This window comes from Novosphingobium sp. PC22D (genome assembly GCF_002556635.1).
Taxonomy (GTDB): domain Bacteria; phylum Pseudomonadota; class Alphaproteobacteria; order Sphingomonadales; family Sphingomonadaceae; genus Novosphingobium.
The window spans coordinates 395,339-411,892 of the sequence record NZ_MWMO01000002.1 but is presented as its reverse complement, the minus strand read 5'-3'; the positions used below and the strand labels follow the sequence as shown (position 1 = coordinate 411,892).

Here is a 16,554-nt window from a genome sequence, read left to right as displayed (position 1 = left end):
TGAATGCGCCGAGAACCGATAGCAACAGTGACCAAACTCCATTGGAGCCAATCCACTCGAGAACGGCTATCGGAAATGCGGCACCAGCCACAATCCCAACGATAATGTAAGCAGCGGGACTTTCTATCTGAAGTCTCGAAAGGATAGCAGTTGTTGGCAGCCCAACGAGGACGCTAGCTGTCAGAACAAAGCATAAAACAATTAAAAATGGAGATAGGGCAAACGCTATCGCGGGGAAAATTTCGCCACTCCCGTCAAATCCTTCGGGAATATAACTTAAAATGCCCATCACAGTAAATATCAGCGGAGCCCAAGATCCAGCAAGGGACCCAACGAAAACCGCCTTTACGAAAGCGCGCATCATATCTCGATAGACCAGACTATAAGGCGGTCAACGGGCATCCACATTGCGACCGCGCCCGCAACTTCGTCGTATCCCGAAAGGCCGCTTCCAGCGAGAAATATCGTAAGGCCGACAATCCCGCGGCTACCGCGCCTTGGCGCAGCCCAGCGCGGCCGCGTCGATGGCCGAGGCGGCGCCGGGGAGGGTCCAGGTGTCGTGGAAGCGGCGGCCGGTCTCGTCGGTGGCGCGCACCGTCATCGTCGGGGCCGAGCGGATCGCGGCGATGATCGCGGCGTTGGTGCGGTCGTCGGGGGGCCAGGCGTCGCCGCCGCCTCCGGTCAGTTCGAAGCGCTCATCGCCGACGCGCAAGTCGATCCGGGGAGCATCGGCGAGCTTGCGCGAGACGCGGAAATGGATCTGGTTGCGCACGCCGCGCTTGGGCCAGGTGCCGACCGAGGCATAGGGCTGGTAGTCGCGCCTGCGGTTCGACGGCTGCGCCTTGGCGATGGCATAGCAGCGCGGCACCATCGGATCGCGGAACGCGCCCCAGTCCGAATAGAGCCCGAGGCTGTCGCGCGCGATGGCGGCCGACGAGCCGAGCGGACTCAGGACAAGGCCGAGCAGCAGCAAAAGGACCGGACGCGCGAACACGACCGGCCCATTGCAGATTGCGGCGCGCGGGAAAAGCCCCGCGAGCCCGGCGATCAGGCGACTTCGCGCAGGACTTCGCCGATCTTCTTGCCGTCCTCGAAATAGCCGAGGCCGTAATCGCCCTTGATCGTCGAGCGGATCGTGCGGCGGTCGTACTTGGGATCGCAGCCTTCGACCGCGTGGAGCATGCGGTGATTGTCCCAGATCACCATGTCGGTCGGCTCCCACTCGTGCCAGTAGGCGCTCGTGCCTTCCCCGCGGCGATTGATCTCCTTGCAGACCGCGTCGAACATCGCGTCGCCCTCGGCGGTTTCGTCGTTCTCGACGCCGACCGCCATCCACGGGCCGGCATGCAGCACTTTCTCGCCGGTCTCGCGGGTCCAGACCGCCGGATGCATCGCGCGCGGGAAGATCGCCACTTCCTTGAGCAGCATCGCGGTGCTCGGCAGCTCGTCGAGCGGCTCGAAATCGACGGCGTACTTCTGCTTCGAGAGCCGGGTGTCGAGCGTGTAGATGATGGTCTTGCCCTCGATCTGGTCGCGCAGATCCTTGGGGAACTGGCGGTAGAGCTCGATCCCGTCCATGAAGCCGGTGCGACCGCCTTCGCCCTTGGGCGCGTTGAGCGGCGCGCGCAGCACGCCCGCGTAGTTGAGTTCGTCGTTGTAGCAGTGATCGAAGTGCCAGGGCGCGAAGCGAGCCAGGCGCTTGCCGTTGCGCACGACGATCCCCTCGTTGGCGTTCTGATCGGCATTGCCCTTGTGGAACATGTCGATCACGCCCTGGGCTTCGTCGCCGGTCTCGTCGTCGCGTGGGGTGGTCTTGGTCGGGTGGTCCTTGAGCGGGCCGAAGATCTTGCTGAGCGCGACCTGCATCTTGGCGGTCGGCTCCATGTTGCGGAACACGATCAGGCCGCGTTCGACGAACAGGTCGCGCAGTTTCTGCCGCACGCCCTCGTCCTCGATGTTGTCCCAGCCGAGACCGTCGACTTCGGAGCCGAAGTTCAGGCTTTCGTCGAGATCGCGAATCACCAGTTCACTCATTCGTCACTCTCCCTTGAATGCCGCTTGCCGTCTTTTGGAGTGCCGGGCAGGGCCTCGGCGGCGTGGGCAACTCTTAAGCAGGCTCATGATATAGCCTAACTCACAGCGACGCAAAACCGATTCTCGCGCGCGATTGTATCGCGCTCGCAATGCGAATTGACTGGCGGACCCGGCGCCCGCCCGTGCCATGGGCGAGGCGCCGGGTCTGACGGACCTGTCCGGCGCCGGCTAGTAGCCCGAGCCCGGTCCGTAAGTGATCTCGACGCGGCGATTCTGCAGTTCGCGCACGCCGTCGGCGGTCGGCACGCGCGGATCGCTTTCGCCGTAGCCCCGGCTCGAGATGGCGGCATCGGGAACGCCGCGGTCGGTCAGGTAGCTCCGCACGCTGGCGTTGCGCTCTTCCGACAGCGTCTGGTTGTAGGCCGCCGCCCCCGAACGGTCGGCGTGGCCCGCGAGCATGATCGGCACGTTGTCGCAGCTTCCGTAGGCCGTCAGCGCGCTGTCGAGGATGCCGCTCGCCTCGGGCGTGATCGCGGCGCTGTCCCAGTCGAAGAACACGATATAGGGGCCCTTGTTGCACACCACCTTAGCCGGCGGTGCGGGCGGAGCGGGCGGCGGCGGGGGAGCCGGCGGGGGCGGCGGTGCCGGCGCCGCCGTCCGCGGGCTCGCGTCCTCGCGGAACTTGAAGCCGAGCGTGACGCCGTAGGTGCGCGGCTCGCCCATCGGCGCGTAAGTGCCGTAGGTGGTCGTGCCCGAGTAGTGGATGCGGTAGCGGTGATCGGTGAGGTTGGTGCCGAACACGCGGATGTAGAACGTGTCGGTCGGATCGGTCCAGGTCGCCGAGGCATTGAGCAGCGCGTACTTGCCCTCGCGGAAGCGCTGTTCGTCCTGCCGGTCGGCGGGAACGCCCGGCGCATCGCCCCAGACGCTCGGATTGGTCACCACATAGCTGTCGGTGTACTTCACGTTGGCGGCGAGCAGCAGTCCGCCGTCCCCCATCGGGATATCGTAGTCGACGCCGAAGTTGGCCGAGAAGTCGGGCGCGCGCGACATCTGCAGGCCAGACAGGTCCTGCACCTGCGAGACGTTGAGATAGGTCTTGAGCGGATCGGAACTGGTGTTGATGCCCACTCCGCCCGGCGCGGCGTTGCTCACGCCCGCGCCGCTGAAGGTGAAGCCGTCGCCGTAGCGCGCGTGAAGATAGATCGCGCCGGCATGGACGCGGAAGTTGTCGAAGGGTTCGAATTCGAGACTGCCCTCGATGCCCTTGATCTTCGCCTTGGGCGCGTTGGTCACGTCGACGAAGGGGCTGCCTTCGGGCAGCGTGATCGTGGACGAGACCTGGAGGTTCTTGTAGTCGTAGTAGAATGCGGCCAGTTCGGCGCGGAAGCGCCCCCGCGCGGTCTTGAAGCCGATCTCGTAGGCGTCGATCGTCTCCTGATCCGCGGGCTGGTAGCAGCTCGGATTGGTGAGCACGCAGGGCGGCAACGTCGAATTGAAGGCGCCGCTGCGGAAACCCTTCGAATAGGATGCGTAGACATTCGTGCGCGGTGCCACTTCGTAGCGGATCGAGGCGCGCGGCGTGAGCTTGCTGAACTTGGCGTCCGCCGTGGTCGCCGGGCGGACCGACGAGGGCAGGAAGCTGTCCTGCGCGGCGAAGACGTCGAAGGTTTCCTCGCTGTAGCGTCCGCCGACGTTAAGGCTCAGCCGGTCGCCGAGATGGACGGTCGCGTCGGCATAGGCGGCCCAGGCTTCCTTGGTCTGGGAAAAGTCTGCGCTGAACAGCAGCGTATAGGCCGAAAGCGGGGCGGGGTTGGCCGGATCGTAGGGCGCCCCCAGGGCCGCCGGGCCGAGGTAGAACTGGTTGGGGTCGATGTACTTGTTGCGGTCGCGGAAATAGGTGCCGCCGACGATGAGATCGACCGAATCGATCGCGGTCACGGTGAAGTCGAGCGCCTGCTGGAAGGTGCGGTTCTGGATCTTGCTCGTGCTCCAGCTCAACGGGATGTATGAGCCGTCGAAATCGAAGCTGGTGCGTGCGCGGGTCTGGGTATAGCCGGTGATCGACTTGAGAACGCCGAGCCCGGTCTCGAGTTCGAGCGTGAGCGATCCCTCGTGCTGGCGCGTGGTGACTTCGGCGGCGATGTCCCAGGCGGCCACGCCCAGCTTGTTCGGCAGCAGCTCGCCGCCGGGCAGCAGATAGGTCGCGGGCCGGTTCTCGAAAGGCGTGAACATGTTGCCGCGCGCGTCGCTGACCCGGGTGTAGTTGTAGGCGAGCGTCGCGGTGAAGGTATCGGTGAGGCCGAGCTTGAGCTTGGCGCGGACCGAATCCTGCTTGAGCGGCGCGGCATCGCCGTCGGTCTCGCCCGGCGTCGTGCGGCTGGCGAGCTTGATGTAGCCGTCGCTGCGCCGGATGTAGCCTGCGAGGCTGAGCCCGACCCGGTCGGACACCGGCCCGGCGACGTAGGCGCTGAAGCGCTTGTCGTCGAAGCGGGCGTAAGTCGCCTCGGCCTTGCCTTCCCAGAACTCGCCCGGGGAGATCGTGTTGAGCAGCAGGGCGCCGCCGGTGGCGTTGCGGCCGTAGAGCGTGCCTTGCGGACCCTTGAGCACCTGCACGCTCTCGATGTTGGGCAGGTCGATATTGATGGTCTGCGGATTGACCTGGTAGATTCCGTCCACATAGACGGCGACGTTGTTCTCGTAGATGCCGTTGATCACCGTGGTGACGCCGCGCACCGAGGGCTGCGGGAAGGCGCCGCCCTGGCCGAGTTGGTAGCCGGTGGTGACGTTTGAGATGTCGCGCAGCGAGGTTACGCCCGCCGCCGCGAGCGTCTCGGCATTGACGACGGAGACCGACATCGGCACGTCCTCGAGCGCTTCCTGGCGGCGCTGCGCCGTGACGATGATGACGTCATCGGCGACGCTCGCGGTCGCCTGCGCTTCCTGCGCGAGCGCCGGGCCGGTGGCGAACGGCGCGCTCATCGCCGTGGTGGCCAGCGCGGTTGCGATGAAGCTCCGACGGCCGACGCCGCCGGATTGCGTTGGGCGCAATCCCCTCATGTTCCTCTCCCCTTTATTTTTGTACGTCTGTACAGTTTGCTTACTTTGGCTTTGCGTCGAGATGCAGAGCGGCCCGGAGCCAACCTTGGGACAATTCGGGCGATTGTTCGAGAAATCGCGCCGACGAGCGCTTGCGCGGGATCGCGGGGCCGCGCCGCTAAGGGTCAATTCGTAATCCGCGAGGGTGAAGGGACAGGCACTTGGACTACCGGCATCTGCTGATCGAGACGCTCGACGAGGGAACGATCGTGAGAATCACGCTCAATCGGCCCGAGGCGCGCAATGCGCAGAACCGGGTCATGCTGGTCGAACTGGGAGACGCCTTCGCGCGCGCCGAACGCGACGACGCGGTGCGCGTCGTGATCCTTGCCGGCGCGGGGCCGATGTTCTCGGCCGGGCACGATCTCGGCTCGGCCGAGCAGCGCGCCGCGATGACGCCGGGGCCCGGCCAGCACGAGACCGCGCGGACCAATGGCGGGACGCTGCCGGGCGGCGAGGGGCGCACGCTCCAGGAGTGGCACTACTACTATCAGAACACGCTGCGCTGGCGGAACCTGCGCAAGACGACGATCGCGCAGGTCCACGGCAAGGTCGTGTCCGCCGGCCTCATGCTGATGTGGGCCTGCGACCTCATCGTCGCCGCCGAGGCGACCGAATTCTGCGACGTCGTCGGCACGCGCCTCGGGATGCCGGGAATGGAATACTTCGCGCATCCCTGGGAGTTCGGGCCGCGCAAGACCAAGGAACTGATGCTCACCGGCGATGCGATCGACGCCGAGGAAGCCTACCGGCTCGGCATGGTCTCGAAGATCTACCCGCCCGACGAGCTGGCCGAACGCACGCTCGCCTTCGCGCGGCGCATCGCCGAGGTGCCGACGATGGCGGCGCTGCTGATCAAGGAATCGGTCAACCAGTCGGTTGAGGCGATGGGCTTCACCAACGCCCTGCAGTCGGCGTTCTCGCTTCACCAGCTCGGCCACACGCACTGGGAATCGATGCACGGCGGGGCCGGCGGCATGCCGATCGCGACTCCCGAGGACGGCGTGCCCGACTGGCGCAGCGCCCCACCGATCCGGCTGGCAAGGAAGGACCGCTGACCTTTCGGCGAGGGCCGTGCATGGCTCTCAGATCGGCGGGTAGGCGAAGAGGTCGCGCGCCTCGTCGAGCGGGCAGAGGCTGTCGGCGAAGGCGGGCAGCAACTCCTCGGCGATGGCCTGGGGCGTCCAGCCCTGCGACTTGTGCATCGAGCGGACCGGGCGCGGCTGGCTGAACAGCATGATCTCGTTCTTGCGCACCGCGAAGATCTGCCCGCTGACCGCGTGCGCGGCATCGGCGAGGAGGAACGCGACGAGTGGTGCGATCTTTTCGCTCGACATCGCCTTGAACGCATCGAGCGCGGGATCGCTCCCGTCGAGCCCGGCGATTCCGCCGATCATCCGGCTCCAGGCGAACGGCGCGATGCAGTTCGAGCGCACGCCGTAGCGGCTCGCGTCGAGCGCGATCGACCGCGACAGCCCGACGATGCCCATCTTCGCGGCCGCGTAGTTCGCCTGCCCGACATTGCCGACGAGCCCGGCGGTCGAGGTGAAGTGGACGAAGGCGCCCGACCGCTGCTCGCGGAAATGCGGGATCGCGGCCCTGGAGACGAGGAAGGCGCCGTGCAGATGGACGTCGATCACCTGCCGCCAGTCTTCCTCGCTCATCTTGTGGAAGATGCGGTCGTGCAGGATGCCGGCGTTGTTCACCACACCGTCGATGCGGCCGAAGGCGCGCACCGCGTCGGCGACGATCGAGGCCGCGCCCTGCGGGTCGGCGACGCTGGCGGTGTTGGCGAGCGCCCGTCCGCCGGCGGCGAGGATTTCCGCGGCGACATCTTCGGCGGGCGTCGCATCGGCGCCTTCGCCCTGGGTCGAGGTGCCGAGGTCATTGACCACCACCGCCGCGCCCTCGCGCGCGCAGAGCAGGGCGATGTCGCGCCCGATGCCGCGTCCCGCGCCGGTCACCGCGATCACCTTGCCTTCGAGCATCGCCTTTTCTCCCTTGGTCCTCGGGAGAGAAGTCTGGCGCGGCACGGCTCGGGGCGCAACGCTCCGGAGCGATATCGTCAGCGGATGCCGATGTTGCGCAGCGCGAAGCGGACCTGGAACGAATCGCCGCGCCGGGCGTCGCCGGTCGCGGTGTAGTTGCGCCGCCAGGTCAGCGCGATCTCGAGGCAGTCGTCCTCGTAGGCGATGCCCATGCGCGTGCGCAGCGGCTGGAAGCCGTCCGAGCCGAACACCGGATCGTCGCTGCGGTTGGTGAGGTTGACCACCGCCGAGCCGAACAGCGACCAGTAGCGCGCGAAGGCGACGCGCCCGGCGACGCGGGCTTCCTCGCGGTCCTGCAGGTCCTCGATGCTCTCGGGGATGTCGCGGTTGAGCTTGACGTAGCCGATCTCGGCGTAGGTCCGGGTATTGCCCACCGTGGCGTCGAACTCGTTGCGCCGGATCGCGAGGTTGTCCTTGTCGAGCCGGAAGCGGTGCACGAAGCTGACGAGATCGCGGTAGCGCACTTCGGTGCGGCCGACGAAGTCCGAGGTCTTGCTGGTGAGCCCGGTGCCGTCGGGCAGCAGCGTCGGCTCGTCGGTGAGACGGATCGATTGTCCGACCGTCGCCTTGATCGCCCAGCGCGGCCGCTCGAAATTCCAGTCGAGGCCGTACGTGAACCGCACCCCGTCCTCGATCCGGTCGTAGCCGGGGAAGCGGTTGAGCGCGAACAGGTTGCTCGTTTCGAGGTCGATCGCGCGCGCGTCCTCGTTGGGCACGTCGAGGTTCTTGATGCTCGGGCTCGCGACGATCTGGACGCGCGGTGTCAGCACTTGCGTGCCGCCGGCGAACTGGCCGACGAAGGGCCATCTCACGTCGAGCGCGGCCGTGGCGATTCCGCGCGCTTCCCAGCCGCTGTTGCCGCGATAGATCTCGGTCGTGGTGAGGTCGTTCTCGTCCGAATGGTAGACGTCGCCGCGAACCAGGCCGGTGAGCGTGATCTCCTGGCCCATCGCGGTCAGCTTGCGCAGGGTCCACTGGCCGCTGGCGAAGGCGCGCTGCGTGTCCTGCCCGGCGCTGCGCTGGATCGCGAGCGTGTTGACCTGCGTTTCGAACTTGCCGCCGAGCACCGGATCGTCGAAGCGGTGGCGATAGTCGAGCACCGGCAGCGCGACCGGAATCTGGCCCTGCACGGCGTTGACGCGCATCGTCTGCGTCGCCCACCCGGCCAGCGAGAAATAACTGTCCTGGTCGATCCGTTCGAGTTCGACCATCGAGCGTAGTCTGTCGTCGCGGTTGATGTCGTAGCGGCGCAGGAACGTGCGGTCGGTCGAGCGGCGGATCGATCCGGTCACACTCCAGTTCTCGTCGAACTGGAGCCGTCCGTTGGCCTCGAGATAGCCGCGAAAGTCGCTTTCCGCCGTCGGTGTGGACCCGAAGATCGGGATGCGGCTGCTCGCGGTCGCATAGCCGGTGATCTGGTAGGCGCCCTTCTCCGTGAGCGCGCGGTACTCGACCTGGGCCATCGGCGCGACCTTGGTGTAGACGAAGGCCGTGGCGGTGAGATCGCGGTTCTCGTCGATCCGCAGGTAGTAGGGCTGGCTGATTTCCACCCCGTTCGACGGCGTGAGCCGGAAATCGGGAATCAGCACGCCCGAGACGGCGCGCCCGTCGGTGGTGATGCGCAGGCCCGGCAGCGGCAGCGCGATCTTCTCGAACAGCACCAGCCGCGCGCCCTTGAAGCTGACGCGCTTGGCGGTGTCGTCGTAGACCACCTCGCGCGCCGTGACGCGCCAGCTCGGGCTCTTGGGGCAGCCCTCGGCATCCTCGATCGCGCAGCCGGTATAGGCGGCGCGGCTGAGGATGATGTTGCCGTTGTCGATCCGCCGGCCTTCCTCGGCGGCGAGGCGGCCGCCCTGACGCAGCGCGATCAGCAGGTTCTGCATCGCTCCGGTCTTGAGTTCGTCGGTCAGTTCGACGCGCTCGGTGTAGAGCTGGTTGCCGTCCTGATCGACCATCCGCACGTTGCCGCTCGCCACGATCTCGCCGGTCTCGCGGTTCCAGGTGACGGTCTCGGCCGCGACCGACTGGTCGTCCTTGCGCAGCACGACGTTGCCGCTGGCGGTGACGGTGTCGGCATCCTCGGCATATTCGATGCGGTCGGCCTCGAAGGCGATCGGCACGGCGTCGGCGGTTTCGGGCGGCGGCTCGGCGATCACCGGCGGCGGCCCCTCGGCGGGCGGCGTGAAATCCTGCGCCTGGAGCTGGGCCGGCCATGCCGTGCAAAGCGCCAGCGCCAGCGTGCTCAGGGGGAGGGGCCGCAGACGTTGGACAAGGGCTTGCACTGGGTACGACGCGGCCGGGAGCATGGGTTGCCTATCGCACCGCGCGTGCCTAACTGCAATCCGGCGATGCGGCGAGCGGACGCCTAATCCGCACAATCCAGGAGAAACCATGCAAATTCAGTTTCTTGATGCAACCGCTGACACCGACAATGTCTTTGTCGTCCGTTTGGTGAATCAGGACGCCGTTCCCGCCGACCTGGAACCCGTGATCAGCGAAGGCGCCAAGCGGTCGCGCTTCGCCGGCAAGGCCGGACAGATCCACGAGGGCTTCGTCGAGAGCAACGGCAAGGTCGTGCGCATGGTGCTCGCCGGGATCGGCAAGCCCGACGCCAAGGACCGTCGCAGCGCGATCGAGCGCGGCGTGGCGGGCGTCGTCGGCAAGTACTTACGCTCTGGCGAAGCGTCGCTCGCGATCGATTTCACCGGCGCCGGGCTCTCGGCGGAAGACGCCGCGGCCGCGCTGCTCGCGGCTCGCCTGCGCGCCTGGCGGCTCGATGGCTACAAGACCAAGCTCGCCGACGACAAGAAGGCCACGCTCGAGACGATCGCCGCCCTCGCCGCGCCCGATGGCACCGAGGCGCTCTGGCAGAGCGAAGAGGCGCTGGCGCAGGGTGTCGAATTCACCCGCGAACTCGTGACCGAGCCGGCCAACACGATCTATCCCGAAAGCTTCGTCGAGCGCTGCAAGGCGCGAATGGAAGGGACCGGGATCGTGTTCAAGGTACTCGACGAGGACGAGATGGCCGCGCTCGGCATGGGCGCGCTGCTCGGCGTGGCGCAGGGTTCGGTGCGCAAGCCGCGTCTGCTCGCGATGGAGTGGAATGGCGGCGAGGCCGGCGTGGCGCCGGTCGCCTTCGTCGGCAAGGGCGTGACTTTCGACACCGGCGGCATCAGCCTCAAGCAGCCCGGCGGCATGGAGGACATGAAGTGGGACATGGGCGGTGCCGGCGCGGTCGCGGGCACGATGCTCGCGCTCGCGCGGCGCAAGGCCAAGGCCAACGTCGTGGGCATCTGCGGGCTGGTCGAGAACATGCCCGACGGCAATGCCCAGCGCCCGGGCGACGTCGTCACCTCGATGTCGGGCCAGACGATCGAGGTGATCAACACCGACGCCGAGGGACGGCTGGTGCTGTGCGACGCGATGACCTGGACGCAGCGGACCTATTCGCCCTCGCGGATCGTCGATCTCGCCACGCTGACCGGCGCGATCATCGCCTCGCTGGCGCACGAATACGCCGGGATCTTCTCGAACGACGACGAACTGGCCGGCGCGCTTTCGGCGGCGGGCGACGCCACGGGCGACCGGCTCTGGCGCTTCCCGATGGGCCCGGCCTACGACAAGCAGCTCGACAGCGCGATCGCCGACATGAAGAACGTGGGCACCCGCTTCGGCGGATCGATCACCGCGGCGCAGTTCCTCCAGCGTTTCGTCGAGGACGAGCGGCCCTGGGCCCACCTCGATATCGCCGGCACGGTATGGGCCGACAAGCCCGGCGCTACCTGGGACAAGGGCGCGACCGGTTTCGGCGTGCGGCTGCTCGACCAGTTCGTGCGCGACACCGCCGAAGCCTGACGCGGCGCGCGTAGGCGATCGTGCGCGTCGACTTCTACCAGCTCAGCCGCGACCCCGCCGAGACGGCGCTGCCGCTGCTGGCGCGCGCCACGCTCAGGGCGGGCGAGCGGATGCTGGTGGTGGCGCGCGACGATGCGCTGCTCGAGCGGATCTCGCGCGGGCTCTGGTCGCTGCCCGGCACGTTCCTCGCGAATGGCCGGGCGGGCGAGGGGGCCGAGGACCGGCAGCCGGTGCTGCTCTCGAACGAGCCGGTCGCGGGCAACGGCGCGCGCTACATCGCGTTTGCCGACGGTGACTGGCGCGACGAGGCGGCGGGTTTCGAGCGCGTCTTCCTGCTGTTCGACGAGCGCTCGGTGGCGAACGCGCGCCAGGTTTGGCGCGGCCTGCGCGCGCGCGAGGAGGTCGAGCGCCGCTACTGGAAGCAGGAAGGCGGTCGCTGGATCGAGGCGGGGTAAGCTTGCTTGCAGCTTGCGATTATCCCGGCTAGGGGCGCGCGCAACGCAATCAGACCAACTTCAAGGAATAGGTAAAATGGCGGTCACCCGCACTTTCTCGATCATCAAGCCCGATGCCACCCGCCGCAACCTCACCGGCGCGGTCACCAAGATGCTCGAGGATGCCGGCTTGCGCGTCGTTGCCTCGAAGCGCATCCAGATGACCAAGGAACAGGCCGAAGGCTTCTACGCGGTCCACAAGGAGCGTCCCTTCTTCGGCGAGCTCGTCAGCTTCATGATCTCCGGCCCGGTCGTCGTGCAGGTGCTCGAGGGCGAGGACGCCGTGAAGCGCAACCGCGACGTCATGGGCGCGACCAATCCCGCCGACGCCGCCGAGGGCACGATCCGCAAGGTCCACGCCGAGAGCATCGAGGCGAACTCGGTCCACGGCTCGGACAGCGACGAGAACGCCAAGATCGAGATCGACTACTTCTTCAAGCCCGAGGAAATCGTCGGCTGATCGCCGCGCGTATCGCGAGAAATCGAAAAGGGCCGTCCGCGAGGGTGGCCCTTTTTCTATGCCCCGCGCGTGCATCGGCTTAAGCTGGACGAAACGACGAGAGGGCGGGCGATGAGATTGCGGATCGTGACGAGCGTGTTCCTGGCGCTTGCAGGATGTTCGCGGCAGGCGGCTCCGACGGATCCGGCGGACACTTCCACCGCAGCGGCGAGCCTCCGCGAAGCGGCGGCGCCCGTCGCCACGGCATCGCCGAGCTTCGCCTGCGCCAAGGCAGACACCAGGGCGATGCAGCTTGTTTGCGGCGATGCCGAGCTGGCCGCGCTCGATCGCGAAATGGCGCGGCTCTATGCACTGGCCTCCAAGGACGGCCCCCGCGACTCCGTCCGGCAGGAGCAATTGCGCGGCATGCAGCGCGGCTGGATCAAGGGCCGCGACGAATGCTGGAAGGCCGACGACCTGCGCCGCTGCGTGTTCAGCTCGTACAGTGGCCGGATCAGCGACTTGCGCCAGGGCTACGCGCCCGCGCGCAGCGATGACGCGAAGGGTATCTCCGAAGGACCGTTCTCGCTCGCTTGCGACGAAACGCCGTTCGCCATCGGCGTGACGTTCCTGAGGAGCGATCCGGGCGGCGCGTTCCTCCAGTGGAAGGACCAGGCCGTTGCGCTCGAGCGCATCGCGGGCGAGCCGGGAACGACGTATCGGGGCGTGAACTACGCGGGCGAAGCGGTGCTGACGATTTCGGACGATGATGCGCGGGTCACGCTCCCCGGCGAAACGGAGGAGCGCCATTGCCGGATCGAGGGCGGCGGCTGAACCTTCGCGTTTGATCCACTACGGCTCATTGCGCTATGCTCCCCCGCAAAGGAGAAGAACGCAATGCAAGGCATGGGTGAAGAGGGCGAAGCCTGCCCGTTCGAGTTCAATTTCGATCCCGCCACCTTCAAGGTCGGCGACATCGTCAGCTACCGCGTGACCGGCAGTCTCGAAGGCTTTCCCTTCGTGGGAACGCTGCTCGAGGTGCACGAGGACCACGTGATGATCGCGGGCGATCCGAAAGACCCCGAAGCCAAGTACCGCGGCACCCGCGAAAGCCGGCCGCTGGTCGACTACGCCGCGATCTAGCTCGCTGCCGAGTTGCCATTCTCGGCACGGTCGAAGTCGGGATAACGCCCGAGCAGGCCGTAGCAAATCGCGGCCACGAGCATGAAGGGCACCGCGACCAGCATCACGATCTCGTAGCTCGAGGTCGAATCGTAGACCATGTTCGCCACCAGCGGACCGGCGCCCACGCCGAACGCGATCGAGGTGTTGATCGCGCCGTAGAGGGTTCCGAAGGCGCGCTGCCCGAAGTGCCGGCTCGCGAGATAGGCGACGGCCGGAACTTTCGCACCGCCCAGCAGGCCGTAGACTGCGACCGCGCCGGCAGCGACCGGCACAGATCCGGCCATGGTCAGCAGCAGGACAGGCAGCAGCGAACACCCCGCCGCCGACACCGAAGCGATCGCCGCTGCACTGAACCGGTCAAGCAGCCAGCCGCCGAAGACCCGGCCCACGATTGTCGCGATGCCAAGGAGACCGGCGATGGATGCCGCCGTCGTCGGCGTCAGGCCCGTAGAGCGCAGAACGGGCACCAGATTGAGGATCAGCGCGACTCCGGCGGACATGCTCAGGAAGGCGCCGATCCCGAGCTTCCAGAACGAGGCTTGCCTGAATCCCTCGCGCGCGGTGAAGCCGGGCAGTGTCTCGGAGGTTTGGGCGGATTTCGCGGCGCCCTCCGTGGGTTGGCTTTTCGGCGCGCGACCGACGCGGAAGAACAGGATCAGCAGCGTCATCACGATTGCGAACCAGATCGCCGAAATCAGCAGGTAGGCCGAACGCCAGCCGCTTTCCTGCACTTGTGCATTGGCGAGTATCGGCACGAGCGTCGTGGAAATGCCGGAGCCCGAGAGCACCAGCGCGACGGCGAGGCCCTTGCCCTTTGTGAAGATCATCGAGACGGGCGTCAGCCAGACCGTCGGCATCGTGGCGCTGGCGACGCCGATCAGCGCCCACAGCCCCCACCACTGCCACAAGTGATCGCCGATCAGCGAAAAGCTGGCGAGGCCTGCGCAGAATGCCGTCGCTGCACTCAGCCCGACGAGCCGGGGCCCAAACCTGTCGATGAGCAGGCCGCCGCCAGTGCTGAGCACCATCACGATCAAGGGGACCAGCGAAGGGCCGAGGGTGATCTGCGTACGGGTCCAGCCAAGATCGCGTTCGATCGGCTCGATCATCACCCCGAGCGAGGCCGAGGTCACGCTGGCGAGCGAAACGCCCGATGCGGCGGCCAGCACCAGGGGCCAGCGACGCCCAAGCTCGGCATACGAATCGTCCCTGGCGCCCGCCATTCCACTCTCTCCCGCGAATCTCTGTTTGAGGAGAGGATGAAGAGGAGATCCGAACTCGGCAATCGACGGAATGGTCTCTCAGATGACTGAGCGGGTAGCAGCGGCGCTAGAAGTCGTCGGCCGCGTCGAGCAGCTTGGTCAACTTCTTGGGCGCCACCGCGCGCCATGACCGGCGCAGCCAGTCGGCGATCGCGTCCCAGTCGGTGTCGCCGAGGTCGAGGCGGATGCCGATCCAGCCGTCGCCGAAATAGGCGGGGCGGAAATAGCGCGCCTCGTCCTGCTCGATCAGCATCGCCTGTTCGTCGGGGCCGCTGATCTTGACGAGCAGCGCGATCCGCCCGTCGCCGTGATGGTCGGCGGTGAAATAGGCGAACTTCTTGCCCTTGACGATGCCGAAGCAGGGCATGCCGTGGCTCATGATCTCGTCCGCTTCGGGCATCGCCATGGCGCGCTCGCGCACCATCTGCGCGAGGTATTCTGGCGAGGTCTCGCGCGTGACGAGGCTTTCGAGGCAGCGCGAATAGAGCTGGTGCTCGGCGATCAGCACCCGCGCGGCGAGGCTGTCGGGCGTGTCGTCGGGCAGGATCGCGACCGGCGTCTGGCCGAGCACCGGCCCGCAATCGAGCTCGGCGGTGACGAGGTGGACTGTGACGCCGCCGTGGCTGTCGCCCGCCTCGATCGCGCGCTGGTGGGTGTGGAGCCCGGTGTACTTGGGCAGCAGCGAGGGGTGGATATTGACCATCCTGCCCTCCCAGCGCGCGACGAACTCGTCTGTGAGGATGCGCATGTAGCCCGCGAGCGCGACCCAGCGCGCGCCGCTGCGCCGGATCGCGGCGTCCATCGCGATGTCGTGCGCGGCGCGCTCCATGCCCTTGTGCGAGAGTGCGAAGGTGGCGACGCCCTCGGCCTCGGCGAGCCTCAGCCCTCCGGCCTCGGGCTTGTTCGAGGCGACGAGCACGATCTCGTAGGGGCAGTCCTCGGCGCGGCTGGCATAGAGCAGCGCGGCCATGTTGGTGCCGCTGCCCGAGATCAGGACCGCGACCTTCTGCCGCTCAGGCATCGTGCGCGGCGTCCCAGGCCTCGCGCGCGCTCCAGGTTCCGGCGCTGCCCGAAACCGAACAGCCGCGCGGGCCGGCCTCGATTGCGCCGATGCGGTGCACCGTCTCGCCCGCCGATTCGAGCGCGGCGCTGATCGCCGGGACGTCGTCCTCGGCCACGGCGATGACCATGCCGATCCCGCAGTTGAACGTGCGCGCCATCTCCTCGGGCTCGATCGCGCCCTGCGCCTGCAGGAAGGCCATGAGGCGCGGCTGTCCCCACGAATCGGCCTCGACCCGCGCGCGCAGCCCCTCGGGCAGGACGCGCGGTACGTTCTCGAGCAGGCCGCCGCCGGTGATGTGCGCCAGCGCGTGGATCTTGCCGCTGCGCACCAGCGGCAGCAGGCTCTTCACGTAGATCTTGGTCGGCGCGATCAGCGCGTCGATGAGCAGCACGTCCTGGTCGAACAGCGCCGGGCGGTCGAGCTTCCAGCCCTTGTCCGCGGCAAGCCGGCGGACCAGCGAATAGCCGTTCGAATGCACGCCCGAGGAGGCGAGGCCGAGCAGCACGTCGCCCGCGCGCACCTTGTCGCCGGTGAGCTGCTCGCCGCGCTCGACCGCGCCGACGCAGAAGCCCGCGAGGTCGTAGTCGCCATCGGCATACATGCCCGGCATCTCCGCGGTCTCGCCGCCGATCAGCGCGCATCCGGCGATCCGGCAGCCCTCGGCGATCCCCGCGACGACTCGCTCGGCAACGCCGTTCACCAGCTTGCCGGTGGCGAAATAGTCGAGGAAGAACAGCGGCTCGGCGCCCTGGACGATGAGGTCGTTGACGCACATCGCGACCAGGTCGATGCCGATGCGGTCGTGCCGGTCGTGGTCGATCGCGAGCTTGACCTTGGTGCCCACGCCGTCGTTCGCCGCGACCAGCAGCGGATCGACGTAGCCCGCCGCGCGCGGGTCGAAGAACCCGCCGAAGCCGCCCAGGTCGGCGTCCGCGCCCGGCCGCGCGGTCGCTTTCGCCAGCGGGGCGATGGCCTTCACCAGCGCGTTTCCGGCGGCGATCGAGACGCCCGCCTGCGCGTAACTGTAGCTTTGCTGGGACTTATCGTCGGTCATCGCGAGGCGGTTAGCGCTTTA

At 67.3% G+C, this 16,554-nt stretch carries 13 protein-coding genes and 2 pseudogenes; 6 read left to right on the top strand and 9 right to left on the bottom strand.

The genetic code is table 11. From position 1 onward, the window contains the following. Positions 1-487: 487 nt before the first annotated feature. The 4 genes and pseudogenes from B2G71_RS05450 to B2G71_RS05440 form a co-directional block, all read right to left on the bottom strand. The gene (locus B2G71_RS05450) at positions 488-994 is read right to left on the bottom strand and encodes a hypothetical protein (protein ID WP_240530015.1); all 507 of its coding nucleotides are present in this window, start codon (positions 992-994) and stop codon (positions 488-490) included. A 53-nt stretch (positions 995-1,047) separates the two neighbouring features. Further along, entirely contained in the window at positions 1,048-2,034 is a 987-nt protein-coding gene (locus tag B2G71_RS05445) for a TauD/TfdA family dioxygenase (RefSeq protein WP_098104705.1), read from the bottom strand. A gap of 228 nt (positions 2,035-2,262) precedes the next feature. Then, a pseudogene (locus tag B2G71_RS24805) lies at positions 2,263-2,688 on the bottom strand (OmpA family protein); the annotation flags it as partial. Positions 2,689-2,829: 141 nt separating this feature from the next. Beyond that, positions 2,830-5,016, bottom strand: a pseudogene (locus B2G71_RS05440) (TonB-dependent receptor); the annotation flags it as partial. A 278-nt stretch (positions 5,017-5,294) separates the two neighbouring features. Between B2G71_RS05440 and B2G71_RS05435 the strand changes: the two are divergent. Beyond that, complete coding sequence (locus tag B2G71_RS05435) at positions 5,295-6,191, top strand: enoyl-CoA hydratase (protein ID WP_098104703.1); 897 nt, start codon at positions 5,295-5,297, stop codon at positions 6,189-6,191. 27 nt (positions 6,192-6,218) lie between these two features. Here the strand turns inward: B2G71_RS05435 and B2G71_RS05430 are convergent, their stop codons facing one another. After that, positions 6,219-7,121: an SDR family NAD(P)-dependent oxidoreductase gene (locus tag B2G71_RS05430; RefSeq protein ID WP_098104702.1), complete on the bottom strand. Its 903-nt coding sequence runs from the start codon at positions 7,119-7,121 to the stop codon at positions 6,219-6,221. A gap of 77 nt (positions 7,122-7,198) precedes the next feature. Further along, the gene (lptD, locus tag B2G71_RS05425; protein ID WP_098104701.1) at positions 7,199-9,487 is read right to left on the bottom strand and encodes an LPS assembly protein LptD; all 2,289 of its coding nucleotides are present in this window, start codon (positions 9,485-9,487) and stop codon (positions 7,199-7,201) included. 85 nt (positions 9,488-9,572) lie between these two features. Here lptD and B2G71_RS05420 point away from each other — a divergent pair, with 85 nt between their 5' ends. From B2G71_RS05420 to B2G71_RS05400, 5 genes are all read left to right on the top strand, one after another. After that, positions 9,573-11,036, top strand: coding sequence for a leucyl aminopeptidase (locus tag B2G71_RS05420; protein WP_098104700.1), 1,464 nt, complete (start codon positions 9,573-9,575; stop codon positions 11,034-11,036). A gap of 20 nt (positions 11,037-11,056) precedes the next feature. Continuing rightward, positions 11,057-11,491, top strand: coding sequence for a DNA polymerase III subunit chi (locus B2G71_RS05415; RefSeq protein ID WP_098104699.1), 435 nt, complete (start codon positions 11,057-11,059; stop codon positions 11,489-11,491). Between the two features lie 76 nt (positions 11,492-11,567). Beyond that, a complete protein-coding gene (gene ndk, locus B2G71_RS05410; RefSeq protein WP_098104698.1) occupies positions 11,568-11,990 on the top strand; it encodes a nucleoside-diphosphate kinase in 423 nt (140 codons plus the stop codon). 111 nt (positions 11,991-12,101) lie between these two features. Next, entirely contained in the window at positions 12,102-12,803 is a 702-nt protein-coding gene (locus B2G71_RS05405; RefSeq protein ID WP_098104697.1) for a lysozyme inhibitor LprI family protein, read from the top strand. Between the two features lie 63 nt (positions 12,804-12,866). Next, positions 12,867-13,112, top strand: a complete 246-nt coding sequence (locus B2G71_RS05400) for a hypothetical protein (RefSeq protein WP_098104696.1) — start codon at positions 12,867-12,869, stop codon at positions 13,110-13,112. On the opposite strand, the gene B2G71_RS05395 is transcribed toward B2G71_RS05400, so the two are convergent. From B2G71_RS05395 to purM, 3 genes are all read right to left on the bottom strand, one after another. Then, entirely contained in the window at positions 13,109-14,377 is a 1,269-nt protein-coding gene (locus B2G71_RS05395) for an MFS transporter (RefSeq protein ID WP_098104695.1), read from the bottom strand. The genes B2G71_RS05400 and B2G71_RS05395 overlap by 4 nt on opposite strands. A 106-nt stretch (positions 14,378-14,483) precedes the next feature. Next, complete coding sequence (purN, locus tag B2G71_RS05390) at positions 14,484-15,437, bottom strand: phosphoribosylglycinamide formyltransferase (protein WP_098104694.1); 954 nt, start codon at positions 15,435-15,437, stop codon at positions 14,484-14,486. Beyond that, positions 15,430-16,533, bottom strand: a complete 1,104-nt coding sequence (gene purM / locus B2G71_RS05385; protein WP_098104693.1) for a phosphoribosylformylglycinamidine cyclo-ligase — start codon at positions 16,531-16,533, stop codon at positions 15,430-15,432. The genes purN and purM overlap by 8 nt, the downstream gene beginning before the upstream one ends. Between the last annotated feature and the right edge of the window lie 21 nt (positions 16,534-16,554).